We start from the raw sequence: 17,504 nt of genomic DNA on the forward strand, positions 1-17,504 counted from the left end.
GCCGCGGTACCGGGGCGGAGATCGTCGGACCGGGAAGTCGCCAGGACGCAAGACCCGAAAACAAGGTGTAACAACGTCCTTCCGCAACCGACTCCCAATTGTCGGGAATTCGAAAGGGAGGCGAATGAAGACGATCATCGGTGCGGTGGCGACCGCGATCGCGGTGAGCGTGGCTGTCGCGGGTTGTCAGGGCGCTACGGATACGCCTGCGACCGGAACCACTGAACCCGGCCGGTCTACCGTCGAGGTCACTCGCACGGCGCCGGGTGGCGAAACTACCCCGGCTCCGCCCGCGAAACCTCCTGCCACCAGTGGAAACGGGCGATGCGTCGATCCGGGCTCCAGCGTGGTCGCCAACGCGGTGAATTCGCTGGGACCCGCGCCGGGCGGCGCGTCATACGTCGTCGACAGTGCCACCGACGCACCTGCTGGGGCCTGCCCCGACCTGCTGTGGGTGCTGGCCGCGACACCACGCGGGACCGCGAGCTCACCTTGGCATGTGCTGTTTTTCAACCATGGCGGCTATCTCGGTACGGCGACAGCGAAGGCAACCTCGTATACGAAGGTGGTCGGGTCGAGCGAACGCAGTGTGCAGGTGCAGTATCGGTGGCTCGAGGGCGCCGATGCGAACTGCTGCCCCTCCGGTGGCCCGGTCGTCATCACCTTCACTCTCGGCCGCGACGGACGCACTGTGACACCGAGTCCGGCGATCCCGGACCAGGTCGGCAATCCCGGTAGATAGCTCAGCGGTACTCGCGCTCTTGACGACCGAGCGGCCGACGACGCGGGTCGCGCCCATCGGCTGGTCGGCGCTATCGAATGGCGGCGGGAATGAGGTGGCGGCGGGCGAAGAGGCGGGCGTCTTCGTCGGTCTCGAGGGAGAAGTAGCTGTCCGGGATGAGCAGCAGGGTGAGGGAGAGGCGGGCGGCGATCTCGGCGGAGGCGTCGGGATCGATGTCGCCGAGATCGTCGGCCCGGCGCAGCTGTTCGGCGAAGAACGCCCGCGCGGCGGTGAGCAGGGTCGCGCCGTAGGTGATGACGAAGGGCTGGCCGCCTTCGTCGGCGAGCAGGATCCGGTTGGTGAGCGGGTCGTTGCGCAGCGTGCGCAAGGCGATGGCGAAACCTTCGACGGCTCGGTCGCGGACGTCGGTGTAGTCGGCGACGGCCGTGGTGATGCCGGACAGGACGCCCTGCAACCACCTGGTCAGCGCGGTGGTGACCAGCAGGTCTTTGCTGGGAAAGGCCCGGTAGACGGTGGCGCGGTGCAGGCCCGCGCGGCGGGCGATGTGCTCCATGCGGACCCGATCGATGCCGTGATCGCGGAACTCGGCCAAGGCCGCGTCTAGGATCCGGGCGGCCTGCGAGTCGCCTTCGACGTCGGCGGTCAGCTGCTCGACGTCGAAGGCGGCGGAAGTCCGACGGGCACTACGCATGAACCCGATTCTGCCCGAGTGCGCGGGCGTGCCGCATACCCTCTCGCGCGCGAGGGTGGTAGCGCAAGGGTTCGGGGACCAGCGACCAGGCGTTGCGGATCAGGCTCGCGGCGGCGCGGAAGTGTGCCTGGTCGGTCTTGCTGTAGCGCAGGCCGAGTGTGTCCCGGGCCGGTTCGGGTAGCAGCGCGGCGGTGATCACCCGGTATTCGGACATGATCACGGGTCGTAGCACCCGTTCGACCGGTTGCGGCAGGTACGGCAGCCGCATATCGCTGGTGAATCGCAGCCGTTCGGTCAACCAGCGCGCCGAGGCGGTAGCTTCCAGGACGTCACGGCAGATGTCCTGGAAATAGCGCTGGAAAGCGGCGTAGTCGGCGGGCATCGGCCGGTCGCTCACGCCGTATCGCCGGAACCAGGTCTTGCTCTCCTGGTACAGCTGCTCGCGTTCGGAGGTGGACAGGCCGTCGCCGAAGACGTCGGCGATGTCGATGACCGCTTGGACCATCGTGGCGTGCGTCCAGTAGTAGATCTCGGGGTTGAGCGCGTGGTACCGCTCGCCGTGTTCGTCGGTGCCCCTGATGTCGCGGTGGTAGTCCCGGACCCTGGTGCCGGTGCCGCGTTCGGCGGGATCGTAGACCGTGCCGATGATCTCGGGAATCGATCGCAATACCCGATCCCAGGGATCGCCGAAGAAGTCGGAATGCTGTGTGACTCCGGCCCCGACGGCGGGGTGCATCAGCTCCAGCAGGCCGTAGGGCGCGGCGACCAGGAACAGGCGCAGGTCACCGAGGTAGCGCCACAGCAGTGTGTCCGGCCCGAGCTGCGGGTCTTCCCGCGTGGCCTCGTCGTGCACGGTTCCCAGGTGTGCGGTCATCATCGACCCCTCTCATTCGGTGCGACGAAATTACTGTAGTTGTCGCACATGTCGCACTCAAGGGTGCGGAGCGGGTCGCCGCGGGCGAGTGCGGAAGTATGGGCAACCAATGGTTGCGCGATGACTGCTGGTCGGCTAGCGTCATATGCAACCAAACGTTGCATATGGAGGTCGCGGAAGATATGGAATACGGCAGCATCGAGCGGGAAATACACGTCGACGCCTCGCCCGAGGTGGTCTACGAGGTCGTCAGCAGCCCGGAGCACATCTCGGAATGGTGGAGCGACGAGGCCGCGTTCGAAGTGGCGCCCGGCGCGGTCGGTGAACTCGTCTGGGGTGACCGGGTCGACGTCGCCCCGATCAAGGTGGTGCAGGCCGAGCCGCCCCGGTTGTTCGCGTTCCGCTGGTGCTATCCCGGCGCGGTCGACGACACCGCCGACTCGCTGCTGGTCACCTTCGAGCTCACCGCGTCGGGCGCGGGCACCAGAATTCGGCTCACCGAGACGGGGTTCCGGGAAATGGGCTGGGAGGCCGCCAAACTGGCGGAACAGTACCGCGAGCACAGCGTGGGGTGGGACACCTATGTCCCCCGGCTCGGGGAGTACATCGTGCGGCTGGTGTCGACACCGTGACAGCTGCCGTCGACGACGACCTATGGTCCGCGATCGGAGATCCGACGCGCCGCAGGATGCTCGACCTGCTCCTGGCGGAGGGGGACGGCACGGCCACCAGCCTCAGCGAGCGGCTGCCCGTGACGCGGCAGGCGGTGGCGAAGCATCTCGTCGTGCTCGATCGCGTTGGCCTGGTGCACGGCACGCCCGCCGGTCGGGAGCGGCGATACCGGGTGGACGAGGCGCAGCTCGCTCGCGCGGTGGCCCAGTTGTCCTCGGTGGGGGCGGCATGGGACGCCAGGCTCCGCCGCATCAAGCGGATCGCCGAAACGATCCAGCGCAGGCAAGACCAGCAGTGAATCCACGCTGCCGGACGGAATCGAACGAGAAAGAAGGATCGAAGATGGTCGACATTCTGCACAGAGTCGGAATCGAATCGCCGGCGTCCGACGTCTACGCCGCCTTGACCACCACCGAGGGGCTCGCCGGTTGGTGGACGACCGACACTCGCGGCAAAGGCGCCGAAGTGGGGGACGTGCTCGAATTCCGTTTCGGGGCGGGCGGATTCGACATGCGGGTCCGCGAACTCGAGCCGGGCAAGCATGTGCTGTGGGAGGTGATCGACGGACCCGACGATTGGGTCGGCACCCAGCTGGACTGGAACCTCGGCCGGGCCGACGGCCAGACCATCGTCCTGTTCAAGCATCAAGGCTGGAAAGAGCCGGTGGAGGCGATGTACCACTGCAGCACCAAGTGGGCGGTCTTCCTGCTGAGCCTGAAGTCGCTGATCGAGACCGGGAAGGGCGCACCCGAGCCCTACGACGTCAAGATCGACAACTGGAACTGAGTTCCTCGCGAAGGCCGTCGCTCGGCGGGAGCACCGACACGATCTCCCGCCAACACCACCGTGACGGCGTCCGCGCCCTGACCGCCCGTTCGCTCGGCTCGGTCCGGCGGCGCGGTCGCCGTCACGCGGTGTTCGCGAGAGCGCCGCTCAAGCGCCGACGTAGGCCGCGAGGTGCTCGCCGGTGAGGGTCGAGCGAGCGGCCACGAGATCGGCGGGTGTGCCTTCGAAGACGACCCGGCCGCCGTCGTGACCTGCCCCGGGGCCGAGATCGATGATCCAGTCGGCGTGCGCCATCACCGCTTGGTGGTGCTCGATGACGATGACCGACTTGCCGGAATCCACCAGCCGGTCGAGCAGGCCGAGCAGTTGCTCCACGTCGGCGAGATGCAGGCCGGTGGTCGGCTCGTCGAGGACGTAGACCCCGCCCTTGTCGGCCATGTGGGTGGCCAGCTTGAGCCGCTGCCGCTCGCCGCCGGACAGCGTGGTGAGCGGCTGGCCGAGGCTGAGGTACCCCAGCCCGACATCCGCGAGCCGGCCGAGAATGGCGTGCGCGGCCGGCGTGCGCGCCGCGCCGTCGCCGAAGAACTCCCCGGCCTCGAGCACCGACATCGCGAGCACCTCGCTGATGTCACGGCCGCCGAGGTGGTATTCCAGCACCGATGCCTGGAACCGCTTGCCCTCGCACTCCTCGCAGGTGCTGGCGACACCGGCCATCATCGCCAGGTCGGTGTAGACGACGCCCGCGCCGTTGCAGGTGGGGCACGCGCCCTCGGAATTGGCGCTGAACAGCGCTGGTTTCACGCCATTGGCCTTCGCGAACGCCTTGCGGATCGGCTCGAGCAGCCCGGTGTAGGTCGCCGGGTTGCTGCGCCGCGAGCCGCGGATGGGCGCCTGGTCCACCGAGACCACGCCTTCGCTCGCGGGGATCGACCCGTGCACGAGCGAGCTCTTGCCGGAACCGGCCACGCCGGTGATGGCGACGAGCACCCCCAGCGGAATGTCGACGTCGACGTCACGCAGGTTGTTCGCTTTCGCGCCGCGGATCTCCAGCGTGCCCTTGGGCTCGCGCACCGTCTCCTTGAGCGCGGAACGGTCGTCGAAATGACGGCCGGTGACGGTGCCGCTCGCCCGCAACCCCTCGACGCTGCCCTCGAAGCAGATGGTGCCGCCTGCCGTACCGGCCCCGGGGCCGAGGTCGACGACATGGTCGGCGATCGCGATCGTCTCCGGTTTGTGCTCAACGACCAGCACCGTGTTGCCTTTGTCCCGCAGCCGCAGCAGCAGATCGTTCATCCGCTGGATGTCGTGGGGATGCAGACCGATGGTCGGCTCGTCGAAGACATAGGTGACGTCGGTGAGCGAGGAGCCCAGGTGGCGGATCATTTTGGTGCGCTGTGCCTCACCGCCCGACAGCGTGCCCGCGGGCCGGTCGAGCGAGAGATAGCCCAGCCCGATCTCCACGAACGAATCGAGCGTGTGCCGCAGCGCGGCCAGCAGCGGCGCCACCGACGGCTCGTCGAGGCCGCCGACCCATTCGGCCAGGTCGCTGATCTGCATCGCGCAGGCGTCGGCGATATTGATGGCCTTGATCTTCGAGGAGCGAGCCGCCTCGCTGAGGCGGGTGCCGTCGCAGTCGGGACAGATCGTGAAGGTGACCGCCCGGTCGACGAACGCCCGGATGTGCGGTTGCATCGCCTCCCGGTCCTTGGACAGGAACGACTTCTGGATCTTGGGAATCAGGCCCTCGTAGGTGAGGTTGACGCCCTCGACCTTGACCTTGGTGGGCTCTTTGTAGAGGAAATCCTGCATCTCCCGCTTGGTGTACTTGCGGATCGGCTTGTTCGGGTCGACGAAGCCCGACTCGGCGTACACCCGGACCGTCCAGAAACTGTCGGACTTCCAGCCGGGAATGGTGAACGCGCCCTCGGCGAGCGACTTCGAGTCGTCGTAGAGCTGGGTGAGGTCGATGTCGGAGACCGAGCCCCGGCCCTCGCAGCGCGGGCACATGCCGCCGGTGATGCTGAAGCTGCGGCGCTCCGCCACGGTCTTTCCGGCGCGCTCCACCTTGACCGCACCAGCGCCGCTGATCGAGGCGACGTTGAAGGAGAAGGCCTGCGGCGAGCCGATGTGCGGCTTCCCGAGCCGGCTGAACAGGATCCGCAGCATCGCGTTGGCGTCGGTGGCGGTGCCGACCGTGGAGCGCGGGTCGGAACCCATGCGCTGCTGGTCGACGATGATCGCGGTGGTCAGTCCCTCGAGCACGTCGACCTCGGGCCGTGCCAGCGTCGGCATGAAGCCCTGGACGAAGGCGCTGTAGGTCTCGTTGATCAGCCGCTGCGACTCCGCGGCGATCGTGCTGAACACCAGCGAGCTCTTGCCCGAACCGGAGACGCCGGTGAACACCGTCAGCCGTCGCTTCGGTATCTCGATGCTGACGTCTTTCAGGTTGTTCTCGCGCGCGCCGTGCACGCGGATCAGATCGTGGCTGTCGGCGGTGTGCGGCGCAGGCGACTGCGTGGATGTCCTGGTGGCCGTGCTCATCGTGTCTCCATCTCTCGGGCGGGACCGTCCGCGCGGTCTCCGTCGGCGTCGCCTGGCTCGATCTAACCAGCTTCGCCCGGTGGGTCTGCTCACCTCTGCTGGGACGCCGGGCCACGGCGGCCCGGGCATTTCGTCGGTGGATGCGCCCGTCAGCCCCTCGTCGTCCGTCCGAAGGACGGTGGCACCGTCCACCGAGGCACCGGCTACCCGGATCGGGCGGGGGTGAGCCGGTGCTCGGCGGCGCGTACGTGCGCCCTCGGGCTCAGCGCAGTTCTTGGATACGGACCATGTTGCCCGCGGGATCGCGGACGGCGCAGTCGCGCACGCCGTAGGGCTGTTCGGTCGGCTCCTGGACGATCTCGGCGTCGCTGGCGGCCAGCCGCTCGAAGGCGGCGTCGAGATCCTTGGTAGCCAGCAGAATGCTGGCATACGTGCCCTTGGCCATCATCTCCGCGATGGTGCGGCGCTCGTCGTCGGTGATGCCCGGGTCGGCTCCCGGGGGGTGCAGCACGATGGATGTGCCGGGCTGATCGGCGGGGCCGACCGTGAGCCAGCGCATTCCCTCGTAGCCGACGTCCTTGCGGAGTTCGAAGCCGAGGGTGTCGCGATAGAAGGCGAGGGCTGCGTCGGGGTCGTCGTGCGGCAGGAAGCTCGCGTTGATGGTGATGTCCATGGCAGTCAGGCTAAATGCGGCTGGGTAGCCGGCGCTTCTCGATTCCTGATCGGTCTGGTCACCTGTTTCGCGACGCACGACGGCATCCCGGCCGTCGCCAGCGCGGCCTCGCGCCGGTAGACGCTCGGCGGCACGCCGACCAGCTCGGTGAAGCGGGTGCTGAAGGTGCCCAGCGACGAGCACCCCACCGAGAAACAGACCTCGGTGACGCTGAGGTCGCCGCGTCGCAGCAGCGCCATCGCCCGTTCGATGCGCCGCGTCATCAGATAGGAGTACGGCGACTCGCCGTAGGCGAGCCGGAACTGGCGGCTGAGGTGCCCGGCCGACATGTGCGCGTCGCGCGCGAGCGCCTCGACGTCCAGCGGCTGCGCGTACTCCCGGTCGATGCGGTCGCGAACGCGGCGCAACCGTGCGAGGTCGCGCAACTGCGGCGCCGCGGCGGATCTGCTGGTCACGTACGAGATGGTGCCACATAGCGGGGACGAGCGATCGGGGTGTCGACCCGGTTGACGCCCGATCGAATCCCGCGACCGCGGCTATGCCGCCCCCAGTCCCCGTGACCGTCGCCGCGGGCTCACCCCGCGAGGGAACCCGGCCAGGCCCGCGCTATGACGGCACGGGCGCCGTCTACTCGACCGGCAGCGCGGGACCGCTCGAGCGTCGGTCATCGGGTGGCCGGGCTGGGCGAGTCGCTCGGGAGTCTGGCCTCGCCCGCAGGGCGGCGCACCGCGGTCTCGGCCAGTTCGGCGACGCGGGTCGCGGGAACGGGGATGCCGGGTGTGCGGGAGGTCCAGCGGAGAAAAGCGTCGACGCTCATCGCAGGTATCTCGCCGAGGTAGGGCCGGATGTACACCGGTGTGTCCGGTTCGCTGCGCCAGCTGGTGGCGAGTGTGCCGATGTCCACCGAGTCGTAGCCGAGCAGGTCCAGCAGCCGGGCCGCCTCCGCCTTGGCATCCGCGTGGTCGCCGGCGATGGGCAGGGCGCTGCGGTCGGGCGCTCCCGCAGGGCGGGCGAGCGAGAACAGCTGGTGCGGGGTGATGTTGTTGCACGCTTTGACCACTCGGGAACCCGCGAGATGACGCTGTAGCAATGCGCTGGAGGTCAGTTCGCCGTTGTCCAGCTCGGCTCGATGCCCGTCGCGCTCGGGGTAGTAGTTCGCCGTGTCCAGCACGGTCTTGCCGCTGAGGGCTTCGACGGGGAGGTCTTCGTAGGCGTTCAGCGGAATGGCCGCCACCACCAGGTCGCCCGCGCGTGCGGCTTCCAGCGGTGTGGCCGCTCGGGCATGGGCGCCGAGGTCGGCGACGAGACCGGCGAGCGTCTGCGGGTCGCGCGAGTTACTGAGGACGACCTCGAGGCCGGCCGCGACGGCGAGGCGGGCGAGGGCGGAACCGATCATGCCGCTGCCGATCAGTCCGAGTGTTCGGGACACTGGTGCGCTCCGTTCGTGAGTGGGGATACCGCGAGGTGAGCCGGGCGAGCGGAATCCGCGCCGGTCGCGAGGTCGCCATCCAGCGTGGAACGGCTGGGGCCGACCGGCCAGGCCGGTGTGCTGGGTACTCACGACGTGATCACCCTGAGCGGGCCGCCGCCTGCGTAGGGTTGCCGAGTGGACGACCGGATCGAGCTGAGTGAATTCCTCAAATCCCGCCGGGCCCGGGTGCGTCCGGCGGACGTCGGGCTGCGCGACTACGGCAGGGTGCGCCGGGTCGCGGGTCTGCGGCGCGAGGAGCTGGCTCGGCTGGCGGGGGTGAGCATCGCCCACTACACGCGTCTGGAACAGGGCGACGGCGACCGCGTGTCGGATCAGGTCTTGGACGCCATAGGCGCGGCACTGCGCTTGGACCGGGACGAGTTGGCCTACCTGCACCGGATCGCCCGGCGGCCGCGTTCCTGTGCGGCGGCAACCACGCCCGAGGTGACGTCCGGCTCGCGTCACCTGCTGGACTCGTTCGCGCTGACACCCGCGCTGCTGATCGGACGGCACACCCAGATCGTGGGCTGGAACCAGCTCGCGGTGGCCGTGTTCGGCGATATCCCCGCGTGGCCGGAGAACCGCCGTACTTTCTCGCACCTGCTGTTCGACGCACCCCGGTCACGTGCGCTGTTCGGGGCAGGGTGGGAGCGGGCGGCGCGCGAGCACGTGGCGCATCTGCGCGTTCTGCTCGGACGGTATCGCGGGGACTCCGGAGTCACGGCGCATGTCGAGCGGATGCGGGACGCGAGCGCGGATTTCGCGCGGATGTGGGCCGAGCACCCGGTCGCCCAGCTCCGGTCCCGGACCTACCTGCTGCACCACCCCGTCGTGGGTGAGCTGACCCTGCACGGCGAGCTCGTCGCGCTGCCCGACGAGCCCGCGTGCTGCGGACTGGACCTGTTCGCCGCCGAACCGGGCTCGGTCTCCGAGCGGAGGCTGCGGACACTGGGGAACCGCTGAGGAAATCAGCGACCCGGATGCGGGCTGCGACGGCGGCGCGGATCTCTTTGTGGCCTGCCCGGCTCTAGCGGCGTCCAAGCCCGGACTGCATCCGGAACGTCACTCGAGGGCACACGGATGCGGGCGACGGCTACCAGAAGGTCGCCGTGAGTTCATACTGTGCCAGCACGCGCTGCACGAGTTCCCTGAGCTGCGCGGTGTCGCCGAGCCGCGGCGGGTGGAAACCGTTGACGCGCAGCGTGATCCCCTCGGCGCACTCCACCAGCGCGACGTACAGGTTGCCGCCGCGTTCGGTCAGCACGGCCGGGGAGTTCAGGCTCTGGTTGACCAAGCCGATCGCCATCACCGAGGCCGGGTCGCCGTCGATGCGAAGTATCTCGGGTTCGAGCTTGCCGAGGTTGGAGCACACCGTGGAGATCGGATCGGTAGCGGCTTGCCGCGCGAGCACGGCGTAGCGGCCCCGCGGTAGCGCGACCGCTATCGGAATCAGCGGTGGGACGTTCTGTCCGTTGGCGGCGGCCGCGCTGAGCTTCTCCTTCATGACCCCGCGCAGCGGGGCCAGGTCGGCCGGTTGTCCGTCGCGCAGGTCCACTTCGAAATCGATGGAGGTCAACGCGTTCGCGCGAAGGTCGTCGGCGGTGCGGGTACTGACCGGCATCATGATGCGGACCCGGCCTTCTTCGTCGGTGCGATCGACCTCCGTGGCGATGGCCGCCATCATCGCCACCGCCAACGTGGTGCCGGTTCCGCCGCGGCTGCGGGCCGCCGCGTGCCAGAGGTGCGCGGGGACCGTCGCGGTGACCGTCGGCAGACGGAAGTCCTCGGCGTCCGCGTCGGGCTGCCCGGCCTCGCCGCCGCGCCGGGGCAGGCTCAGTCGCAGCGCCAAGCCGACGGCCGAGGGCAGCGACCGGGCTCGCCGCGCGGCGTCGCGGAAATCCTCGGCCAGCAAGCGCATTCGGCCGAAATCGTCGGACCGGTAAGTCAGATCGAGTCGCTTGTCCGCGACCGCTTCCGCGATCGCCGCGCAGAATGCCTGGCCGTCCGCGAGGGTATGCGAAACCAGCAGCGACACCGCGCTTTCTCCGTTGTCGAGCTGGGTTGTCGCCAACCGCCACGCGGGCCCGCCGTAGGTGCGCAGCTCCGCGTGCCCCTGCTCGGCGATCCAGGCCTCCAACCGGCCGCGGGGAATGGGTGTGTCCGCGACCTCGAGCGGGCTGAACTCGGCTCGGGTGGTCCAGCGGTCCGCCGCGGCGGGGATCATCGCGGGCGCGACCGCTCGCCCGAGCCTGCCGTGCCGCAATGCCTCGTGGAATTTCCTCAGCGCGGCCAGGTCCACCGGGCGGTCGTAACGCCACACCGCCTGTATCGCCAGGGTTCCCCCTAGCGCGGAGTGCCCCCGTGCACTCACGCAGTCGATGTCGTCCAGGCGGTAGGTCACACAGTTCTCCCCTCGAGTCCGGACACCGGAGCAGATCCGCACCGGCGTCGTCGCCGCCCCGGCTCGACGCTACGACGATGGAGATCGTTCGAATGTTCGAGCCGGTCGGCCAAGGTAGAGCATCCGGCCTGGCAACGCCGTGGTCAACCCTACTGGCGGGTTCGGTGCTCGCGGCCTCGGCGCCGCGCCGCCGGGGCGGGTCGCGGGACGCGGACGGTTCGCTGTCCAGCGCGAACGGTGCAGCGGGGAGCCGGTCGGCGTGACCTGCGGAAGAGTTGCCGACGGCCCGGGACAGAGCGCTTCGGATGGCTGAAAACTGGACGGTCGACTACTTCAGCAACGAACGAGTGGCCCGCGCCGGGTCCGGTTCAGCTCGCCGCCGGGTCCCGGCGGCGGATCAGGGGGAGGTAGACCTCGTCCACGATCTCGACCAGGACGTCGTCGGGCGCGCTCGGCGCGGCGCGGACGACGAATTCGTTGCGGAGCAGGGCGAGGGCCACCGTGGCGACGCGCGGATGCAGCGCTTCGGGAGCCGCTTCACCCCGGGCGATCGCGCGGCCCAGCAGGGTGAGCCACGGGGCGGCGGCGGCATCGCCGGATTGGTCCGGCAACTGTGTCAGCAGTTCGGCCGCTCCACCGGCGGCGGCCATGAGTTCCCGCAGGATGGCGCCCAACGGTGAACTCCAATGGCGGTTGACGCGCCGGAGCAGTTCGAGCGCGTCTTCGCGCAGGTCTCCGGTATCGGGCGGTTGCGCCGTCGTGGCCAGCCGCCGATAGGCGGCGATACCGAGCGCCAGGCGGTTGGGCCAGCGCCGGTAGATGGCGTTCTTGTTGGTGCCCGCGCGGGCGGCGACCTTGTCCATGGTCAGCGCGGCGTATCCGGATTCGACCAGTTCCTCCGCCGCCGCCCGCAGGATCGCCTCTTCGAGCGCGGGTCCGCGCCTGCGCGCCTGCGCGCCGCTGGGCTGCCGCACCGCGTCCGTCACCGTGACCCCTTTCCGTAATCGGTGCCGATCGTACTTCGCGAAGAGGGGCTTGCTCGGACCGGGTGGAGCTTTTAAGGTACTTGAAGTACCTTAAATTGTGATGAAAGGACGGCCGCCATGCGTGCCAGAGGCATCAACTACGAGACCGGTTTCCTGCGGGGCGGACGATTTTCCCGCGCGGCCTTCGAGCCGCGGATTGTGGCCCGCGAACTGCAACTAATACGCGATGACCTGCACTGCGACGCGGTCCGGATCATCGGGGGCGATCCGGAACGGCTGGAACTCGCTGCGGCATGCGCGGCCGATCTCGGCTTAGAGATATGGTTCTCGCCGTACCCTCTAGAATCGACCGTGGACGAAATGCTGGCGCTGTTCGCGGACTGCGCCGAGCGGGCGGAGCGGATCCGGCGGCGCGGTGCCGAGGTCGTGTTCGTGACCGGCGCCGAACTGAGCTTGATGAACCCCGGATTCCTCCCCGGCGCCACGCCCGAGGAGCGCGTCCGGTCGCTGACCGCCGGGCCGGACGACCTACCCGAGCAGGTCGCCGAAGCCAGTGCGCGCGTGAACGACTTCCTCGGCAAGGCGGTGCCGATCGTTCGCGAGCGCTTCGCCGGCCGCGTCACCTACGCTTCCATCCCGCTGGAGCGAGTCGACTGGACTCCGTTCGACATCGTGTCGGTGGACCTGTATCGGACGGCCGAGGTCGCCGACCGATTCGGCGCGGGTGTGCGTGCCTTGGTCGCGCAGGGAAAGCCGCTCGCCGTCACCGAGTTCGGCGCGGCCACCTTCGCGGGCGCGGGCGACGTGGGCGCCCGGGGCCTGGAGATCGTCGAATACGACGACACCCACGGACCGATCCGGTTGGACGGCGAATACGCCCGAGACGAACCCGGGCAGGCGGCCTATCTGCGTGAGCTGCTGGAAATCTTCGACGCCGAGGGCGTCGACAGCGCGTTCGTCTTCGTCCTCGCGCTCTACGACCACGTCCACCGCCCCGGCGGCGACCCACGCGACGATCTGGACCTGGCGAGCTACGGCATCGTCAAGGTCCTCGAAGGTCGTCGTGGCGACACCTACCCCGACCTCCCATGGGAGCCCAAGGCCGCGTTCAGCGCGCTCGCCGACTATTACGGAAACCATTGAGACGAGTCCCGTCCGGTCAGTGGTCGTGCTCGCGATGGTAACGGAAGGCCAGGCGGACGAGGTCGGCTATGTCGGGGTCGGCGATCGTGTAGACGTGGCGCCTGCCGTCTTTGTGGGCACGGACCAGACCGGCGAGTTTCAGTTTGGCCAGGTGCTGGCTGACGGCGGGTACGGAGTGGCCGACGGCGGCGGCGAGGGTGCCGACGTCGCAGTCGCCCTGCGCGAGCAGCCACAGGATCTGCAGGCGTGCGGTGGCGGCGAGCATGCCGAAAACCGCTGCGGTGTCCTCCAATCGGTCCGCCGGGATGGGGCCCGACGGCTCGCCGTGCTCGGTCACGTCCGCCTCCAAAGCTGTCGGTAGGGTGGCACGACCGCGTCCGGCGGTGCAACCGCCGGGCCGCGGCGGGAGCACCGCGAAACCCGTTTCTTGCCCGGTGATCCGGGGTTTCCCGCGCCGCTGGGTTTCCACCGAGTGGCGCGCTGTCGAATACTTGCGCAACTGATTGACGTACCCCGATCGGCGGGTTTCTAATGATGGATGGCGCAATTCGTGCGCCGGTCGACCCACGAAGCGAGGTGAGCGGCAGATGCCGGTTGACAGTATCGACGTCTACAGCCGGGCCTTTCTCGCGAAACGGGTTGCGCCGACGCGTCGTTGATCTGTGTGCGCGATCGGCGGCCGGGCAACGGCGCTGCGATCGGCCGACGCGGCACGAATCCACCTTCGTTTTTCTTCGACGCGTGAGGACCGCGTCGCCGGGCTCGGCCGGTGCGTGGTCCTTTGTCCGCGACGCGACCCGTGCACGGTGTCGTCGCGGCTCGCCGCTGCCCGCACCCGTGCGCCCGTCTCCGGAGGGGTGCGCCAGCCCGCACGATAGTAAGTATTGGAGCCCCGCAATGGCCAGATTGCCCGAAAAAGCCGAAACATCCTATCGCCCACCGTATCTGGAACGTCAAGCGATGCGGACCACGGCTATGCGCTCTGCCCGTCCTCGGCGGCGAACGGGTTCGTGCTCGGCCTCGCCCGCGCGCACCTTCTCCGGGCGGCAGTAGCCGATGACGACCTTTCTCAGCGCCGTGACCACCGACCACTTCGACACCGAAGTGCTCCAGCAGCATTGGATTCCGCTCGCCGCCGACGATGCCGACACCGCTGCCGTGCTCCGGGAACGGCTCGGCATCGACTTCACCGCCGCACGCAACCAGGTCTGGGAGACCGACAACTTCCTGTACCTCCCGGTGCTCGCCAACTACCAGCGCGGCGAATCCATCGAACAGGCGACGATCGTCTTCGCGTTGGGCGGAGAGTTCCTGGTGACGCTGCAGCCGTCCGAGCATTTCGTCCCGTTCGACAAAGCGGTCGTCAAGATGCGGCGCAACACCGCGCTGGCCGGCTCCGCGCACGGTGTGATGTACGCGCTGCTGTGGGCGCTGAACGAGGAGTCGGAGCGGGTGCTGCACCACGCCGGTGCCGGGCTCGGGGCGCTGCGCGAGGAAATCGAGAGCGCTGTGGACGGCCACGACCGGGACGCCACGGACGCCGACATCCGCGGCGCCATGTCGCGGCTGAACGCGACCGAACAGATCGTCTCGCGCGTCCGGGAGACCCAGTTGCAACTGGCCCGCGCCGCACGGCATCTGACGGCCGACATGCCGCCCGGCCACGAACTCGACGGTGTGCTCGGCGCCCTCGTCGCGGACATCGACGGGGTGGGGCAGCACGCCGGGATCGAGCACGACAAGATGCGCTACCTGCAGCAATCGGCCGCCACCTGGCTGGCGGCTCGACAGAACCGGATCGTCGAGGCGTGCACCGTCCTGACCGCGGTCCTGCTGCCGCCCACGTGGATCGCCACCTGCTACGGCGTGATCTTCGCCTGGATCCCCGATTCGCCCTGGCAGCACCAGCTCCTGGTCATCCTGTTGATGGCGCTGGCCGCGGTGCTGCCGTCGGCTTATCTCCGGAAGAAGGGCCGGCTGCGCTGAGTCCCCGGCCGCGCGGTGACAGCCGGTTTCCGGCGATAATTACCTCGCGCGTAATCGACGCGAGGCCCGCGGCGCGGCAAGGTTGGAGACAGCCGATCGGAAGATCCGCATCGGCCGACGAAAACCGTTACCACACAGGAGGATTCAGCATGTCGCGTTACGAGGAAGCGGTCGATCGGTACCTCGCCGCCTGGAACGCCACCGACGAGAGCGCCAGGACCGCCGCGGTCGCGGCCGCCTGGACCGAAGACGGCGGATACACCGATCCGCTCGCGGCGGTCAGCGGGCACGCCGAGCTGGCGGCGGCCATCGGAGGCGTGCAGGCGCAGTTCCCCGGCTTCGAGTTCCGTCGCCTCGGCGTGGTCGACGGTCACCACGACATCGCCCGCTTCTCCTGGGAGCTGGTCTCGCGGGCCGACGGCAGCGCCCCGGTCGCGGGTTCGGACGTGATCACCCTCGGGGCGGACGACCGGATCACGAACGTGCACGGCTTTCTCGACCGGGTGCCATCCGCGTAACGGCCGTCGACCCGGCCGTGTCGGCCACCTTTGCTTGCCGAACTCGGTGCTGCTGGCCCGGCACCGAGCGCAAGGAGCCGCGAGCCGGACGTTCTCCGGGCGATCCGCTGCGTCGCCGCCGTCAGAGGGTCGGGTCCGCAGCCCCACGACACGCCCGGCGCACCGCAGTCCGGTTGCGCCTGTGGCGAACACGGTGCGTCGTTCCCGCCACCGGGGCATCCTGGACGCAGTGGTGCAATTCCGGCAAACAGGGTGGTGGTCGGCGTGGACAACGCCGCGATGGATGCCTACTCGCGCACGGTGATCGCGGTGGCGGCGTCGGTGACGCCGCACGTGGCCAGTGTGCGGACCAGGCGGGGGAGCGGATCGGCGGTGGTCTTCACCGATGACGGGTTCTTGCTGACCAACGCGCACGTCATCGGGGCGGCGAGCGAGGGCGAGGTGGTCTTCGCCGACGGGGTGGAATCCCGGTTCGCCGTGGTGGGTGTGGATCCACTGTCGGATCTGGCGGTGCTGCGCGCCCACGGCGGCGCGCCGGACACGGTGACTCTCGGGGACGCCGACCAGTTGGTGGTCGGCCAGCTGGTGGTCGCGGTCGGCAGCCCGCTCGGCCTGGCGGGTTCGGTGACCGCGGGCGTGGTGAGCGCGCTCGGGCGCGCGGTGCCGGTCGCCTCCCGTCGCGCCGGACGGGTGATCGAGGACGTGATCCAGACCGACGCCGCGCTGAACCCCGGTAATTCCGGCGGCGCGTTAGCGGATTCGGCAGGCCGGGTGGTGGGCATCAACACCGCGGTCGCCGGCATCGGGCTCGGTCTGGCCATTCCGATCAATGCCACGACGCGCCGGATCATCGGCACACTGCACGCCGAAGGGCGCGTCCGACGGGCTTATCTGGGCCTGGTCGGGGTGCCCGCGCCGCTGCCGGACCCGGTCGCCGCGCGCACCGGGCAGGCCGCAGGGGTGCGCATCGTGGAGGTGGTCCGCGGCGGCCCCGCCGAGCGAGCGGGGCTGCGCCGCGGTGATCTGGTGCTGAGTGTGGCGCGGTCGGAAGTCCGTGACGCGCAGGGCATCCAGCGGCAGCTGTTCGCCGAGGCGATCGGTGTGCAGCTACCCGTGACCGTGCTGCGCAACGGCGCCATGGTGGACGTGATCGCGGTTCCGGTGGAATTGGCCGCGGACTGAGTGCGGCCTAATCCGCGGCCGCGACGAGCTCGGGAGCAGGTGCCGCAGGGGGTGGTGTGGTCTTCCACCGGGCGTCGACTACCAGACCGGCCAAGCCGATCGCCAGACAGACGCCGGACAGCGCCAGCATCGCCGGGTGGGTCGTGCCGGTGAGCGCGTCGCCGAGGATGACGGTGCCGATCGTGCCGGGCAGCACGCCGAGCACCGTGGCGATCAGATACGGCCAGAACCGGATCGAGGACATTCCGCAGCAATAGTTGATCACCGAGAACGGCACCGCCGCGATGAGCCGCAGCGACCCGACCGCCAGCCAGCCCCGGCGCGCCAGACGCTCGTCGATCGCCCGCACGGCGGGATGGGTCAGCCGGGCGGCGACCTGATCGCGATCGAGTGCGCGGACCAGCACGATCGCCAGCGCCGCGCTGACCGTCGTCGCGCCGACCGCCAGCGTGATGCCCAGCAGCGGCCCGAACAGCAGTCCGGCACTCACGGTGAACACCGTGCGCGGGATCGGCGCCACCGTCACCAGGGCGTGGACCAGGAAGAAAAGCAGGGGAAAGGCCGGGCCGACCGAGGTCGCCCACTCCTGCACCTGGCGGGGCGAGGGCAGCGGGACGAGCAGTGCCGCGCCGAACAGCGCGACCGCGCCGACGATCAGCGCGACGATACGCGGGTCACGCAGCAGCCTGGTCACCACTTCGCCGCGCCGGCGCTCGGCGGCGTCGTGCCCATCGGTGCTGTATTCGTTTGTTCCCTCGCCGCGCTCGGTCACCCGCGAGAGGTTACCGGTTGGTAGTGGCGGGCAGGGTCAACCGGCCGGGAATCCGCCCGCTAGCAT

General features: G+C 69.3%; 19 protein-coding genes. 9 read left to right on the top strand and 10 right to left on the bottom strand.

Annotated features, from left to right (window positions below; translation table 11 throughout):
* Positions 1-124: 124 nt before the first annotated feature.
* Positions 125-742: an LppP/LprE family lipoprotein gene (locus HOV91_RS15800; protein WP_174186142.1), complete on the top strand. Its 618-nt coding sequence runs from the start codon at positions 125-127 to the stop codon at positions 740-742.
* 70 nt (positions 743-812) lie between these two features.
* Here the strand turns inward: HOV91_RS15800 and HOV91_RS15805 are convergent, their stop codons facing one another.
* Positions 813-1,433, bottom strand: a complete 621-nt coding sequence (locus HOV91_RS15805; protein WP_174186143.1) for a TetR/AcrR family transcriptional regulator — start codon at positions 1,431-1,433, stop codon at positions 813-815.
* Positions 1,426-2,310, bottom strand: coding sequence for an oxygenase MpaB family protein (locus HOV91_RS15810; RefSeq protein WP_174186144.1), 885 nt, complete (start codon positions 2,308-2,310; stop codon positions 1,426-1,428). Before HOV91_RS15810 ends, HOV91_RS15805 begins: the two co-directional genes overlap by 8 nt.
* A 161-nt stretch (positions 2,311-2,471) precedes the next feature.
* On the opposite strand from HOV91_RS15810, the gene HOV91_RS15815 reads away from it, so the two are divergent.
* The 3 genes from HOV91_RS15815 to HOV91_RS15825 are packed head-to-tail and all read left to right on the top strand — an operon-like array spanning position 2,472 to position 3,765.
* Positions 2,472-2,939 (top strand): SRPBCC family protein, encoded by a 468-nt coding sequence (locus tag HOV91_RS15815; RefSeq protein WP_438822669.1) that lies wholly within the window; start codon positions 2,472-2,474, stop codon positions 2,937-2,939.
* Positions 2,936-3,277 (top strand): ArsR/SmtB family transcription factor, encoded by a 342-nt coding sequence (locus HOV91_RS15820; protein WP_174186145.1) that lies wholly within the window; start codon positions 2,936-2,938, stop codon positions 3,275-3,277. Before HOV91_RS15815 ends, HOV91_RS15820 begins: the two co-directional genes overlap by 4 nt.
* Positions 3,278-3,321: 44 nt before the next feature.
* On the top strand, positions 3,322-3,765 hold the full coding sequence (locus HOV91_RS15825; protein WP_174186146.1) for an SRPBCC family protein: 444 nt from the start codon (positions 3,322-3,324) through the stop codon (positions 3,763-3,765).
* A 147-nt stretch (positions 3,766-3,912) separates the two neighbouring features.
* On the opposite strand, the gene HOV91_RS15830 is transcribed toward HOV91_RS15825, so the two are convergent.
* The 4 genes from HOV91_RS15830 to HOV91_RS15845 all read right to left on the bottom strand — a co-directional run bounded on the left by HOV91_RS15830 (position 3,913) and on the right by HOV91_RS15845 (position 8,408).
* Positions 3,913-6,306 carry an ATP-binding cassette domain-containing protein gene (locus HOV91_RS15830; protein ID WP_174186147.1) on the bottom strand — a complete coding sequence of 798 codons (2,394 nt, stop codon included), beginning with the start codon at positions 6,304-6,306 and terminating at the stop codon, positions 3,913-3,915.
* 262 nt (positions 6,307-6,568) lie between these two features.
* Positions 6,569-6,979 (bottom strand): VOC family protein, encoded by a 411-nt coding sequence (locus HOV91_RS15835; RefSeq protein WP_174186148.1) that lies wholly within the window; start codon positions 6,977-6,979, stop codon positions 6,569-6,571.
* Positions 6,980-6,984: 5 nt separating this feature from the next.
* Positions 6,985-7,434: a helix-turn-helix transcriptional regulator gene (locus HOV91_RS15840; RefSeq protein ID WP_174186149.1), complete on the bottom strand. Its 450-nt coding sequence runs from the start codon at positions 7,432-7,434 to the stop codon at positions 6,985-6,987.
* 209 nt (positions 7,435-7,643) lie between these two features.
* Positions 7,644-8,408, bottom strand: a complete 765-nt coding sequence (locus tag HOV91_RS15845) for an NADPH-dependent F420 reductase (RefSeq protein WP_174186150.1) — start codon at positions 8,406-8,408, stop codon at positions 7,644-7,646.
* 177 nt (positions 8,409-8,585) lie between these two features.
* Between HOV91_RS15845 and HOV91_RS15850 the strand changes: the two genes are divergently transcribed.
* A complete protein-coding gene (locus tag HOV91_RS15850) occupies positions 8,586-9,413 on the top strand; it encodes a helix-turn-helix domain-containing protein (RefSeq protein WP_174186151.1) in 828 nt (275 codons plus the stop codon).
* Positions 9,414-9,543: 130 nt separating this feature from the next.
* Here HOV91_RS15850 and HOV91_RS15855 read toward each other — a convergent pair whose 3' ends face one another.
* Positions 9,544-10,851, bottom strand: a complete 1,308-nt coding sequence (locus HOV91_RS15855; protein ID WP_174186152.1) for a condensation domain-containing protein — start codon at positions 10,849-10,851, stop codon at positions 9,544-9,546.
* 368 nt (positions 10,852-11,219) lie between these two features.
* Positions 11,220-11,837: a TetR/AcrR family transcriptional regulator gene (locus HOV91_RS15860; protein ID WP_174186153.1), complete on the bottom strand. Its 618-nt coding sequence runs from the start codon at positions 11,835-11,837 to the stop codon at positions 11,220-11,222.
* Positions 11,838-11,954: 117 nt separating this feature from the next.
* Between HOV91_RS15860 and HOV91_RS15865 the strand changes: the two genes are divergently transcribed.
* Complete coding sequence (locus tag HOV91_RS15865; protein WP_174186154.1) at positions 11,955-12,980, top strand: glycoside hydrolase family 113 protein; 1,026 nt, start codon at positions 11,955-11,957, stop codon at positions 12,978-12,980.
* A 16-nt stretch (positions 12,981-12,996) separates the two neighbouring features.
* Here HOV91_RS15865 and HOV91_RS15870 read toward each other — a convergent pair whose 3' ends face one another.
* The gene (locus HOV91_RS15870) at positions 12,997-13,317 is read right to left on the bottom strand and encodes an ArsR/SmtB family transcription factor (protein ID WP_312884634.1); all 321 of its coding nucleotides are present in this window, start codon (positions 13,315-13,317) and stop codon (positions 12,997-12,999) included.
* A gap of 719 nt (positions 13,318-14,036) precedes the next feature.
* On the opposite strand from HOV91_RS15870, the gene HOV91_RS15875 reads away from it, so the two are divergent.
* From HOV91_RS15875 to HOV91_RS15885, 3 genes are all read left to right on the top strand, one after another.
* Positions 14,037-14,966: a CorA family divalent cation transporter gene (locus HOV91_RS15875; RefSeq protein WP_174186155.1), complete on the top strand. Its 930-nt coding sequence runs from the start codon at positions 14,037-14,039 to the stop codon at positions 14,964-14,966.
* Positions 14,967-15,115: 149 nt separating this feature from the next.
* Positions 15,116-15,484 carry a nuclear transport factor 2 family protein gene (locus tag HOV91_RS15880; RefSeq protein ID WP_174186156.1) on the top strand — a complete coding sequence of 123 codons (369 nt, stop codon included), beginning with the start codon at positions 15,116-15,118 and terminating at the stop codon, positions 15,482-15,484.
* A gap of 279 nt (positions 15,485-15,763) precedes the next feature.
* The gene (locus HOV91_RS15885) at positions 15,764-16,666 is read left to right on the top strand and encodes a S1C family serine protease (RefSeq protein WP_174186201.1); all 903 of its coding nucleotides are present in this window, start codon (positions 15,764-15,766) and stop codon (positions 16,664-16,666) included.
* 7 nt (positions 16,667-16,673) lie between these two features.
* Here the strand turns inward: HOV91_RS15885 and HOV91_RS15890 are convergent, their stop codons facing one another.
* A complete protein-coding gene (locus HOV91_RS15890) occupies positions 16,674-17,360 on the bottom strand; it encodes a TVP38/TMEM64 family protein (protein ID WP_174186202.1) in 687 nt (228 codons plus the stop codon).
* Positions 17,361-17,504 lie beyond the last annotated feature (144 nt).

This window comes from Nocardia barduliensis (assembly GCF_013315795.1).
In the GTDB taxonomy this organism is placed as follows: domain Bacteria; phylum Actinomycetota; class Actinomycetes; order Mycobacteriales; family Mycobacteriaceae; genus Nocardia; species Nocardia barduliensis.

Coding starts and splice junctions, on each gene's coding strand:
- HOV91_RS15865 (WP_174186154.1), top strand. CDS start 11,955: ATGCGTGCCAGAGGCATCAACTACGAGACCGGTTTCCTGCGGGGCGGA.
- HOV91_RS15885 (WP_174186201.1), top strand. CDS start 15,764: ATGGATGCCTACTCGCGCACGGTGATCGCGGTGGCGGCGTCGGTGACG.
- HOV91_RS15810 (WP_174186144.1), bottom strand. CDS start 2,310: ATGATGACCGCACACCTGGGAACCGTGCACGACGAGGCCACGCGGGAA.
- HOV91_RS15835 (WP_174186148.1), bottom strand. CDS start 6,979: ATGGACATCACCATCAACGCGAGCTTCCTGCCGCACGACGACCCCGAC.
- HOV91_RS15880 (WP_174186156.1), top strand. CDS start 15,116: ATGTCGCGTTACGAGGAAGCGGTCGATCGGTACCTCGCCGCCTGGAAC.
- HOV91_RS15805 (WP_174186143.1), bottom strand. CDS start 1,433: ATGCGTAGTGCCCGTCGGACTTCCGCCGCCTTCGACGTCGAGCAGCTG.
- HOV91_RS15875 (WP_174186155.1), top strand. CDS start 14,037: ATGACGACCTTTCTCAGCGCCGTGACCACCGACCACTTCGACACCGAA.
- HOV91_RS15800 (WP_174186142.1), top strand. CDS start 125: ATGAAGACGATCATCGGTGCGGTGGCGACCGCGATCGCGGTGAGCGTG.
- HOV91_RS15825 (WP_174186146.1), top strand. CDS start 3,322: ATGGTCGACATTCTGCACAGAGTCGGAATCGAATCGCCGGCGTCCGAC.
- HOV91_RS15815 (WP_438822669.1), top strand. CDS start 2,472: ATGGAGGTCGCGGAAGATATGGAATACGGCAGCATCGAGCGGGAAATA.
- HOV91_RS15830 (WP_174186147.1), bottom strand. CDS start 6,306: ATGAGCACGGCCACCAGGACATCCACGCAGTCGCCTGCGCCGCACACC.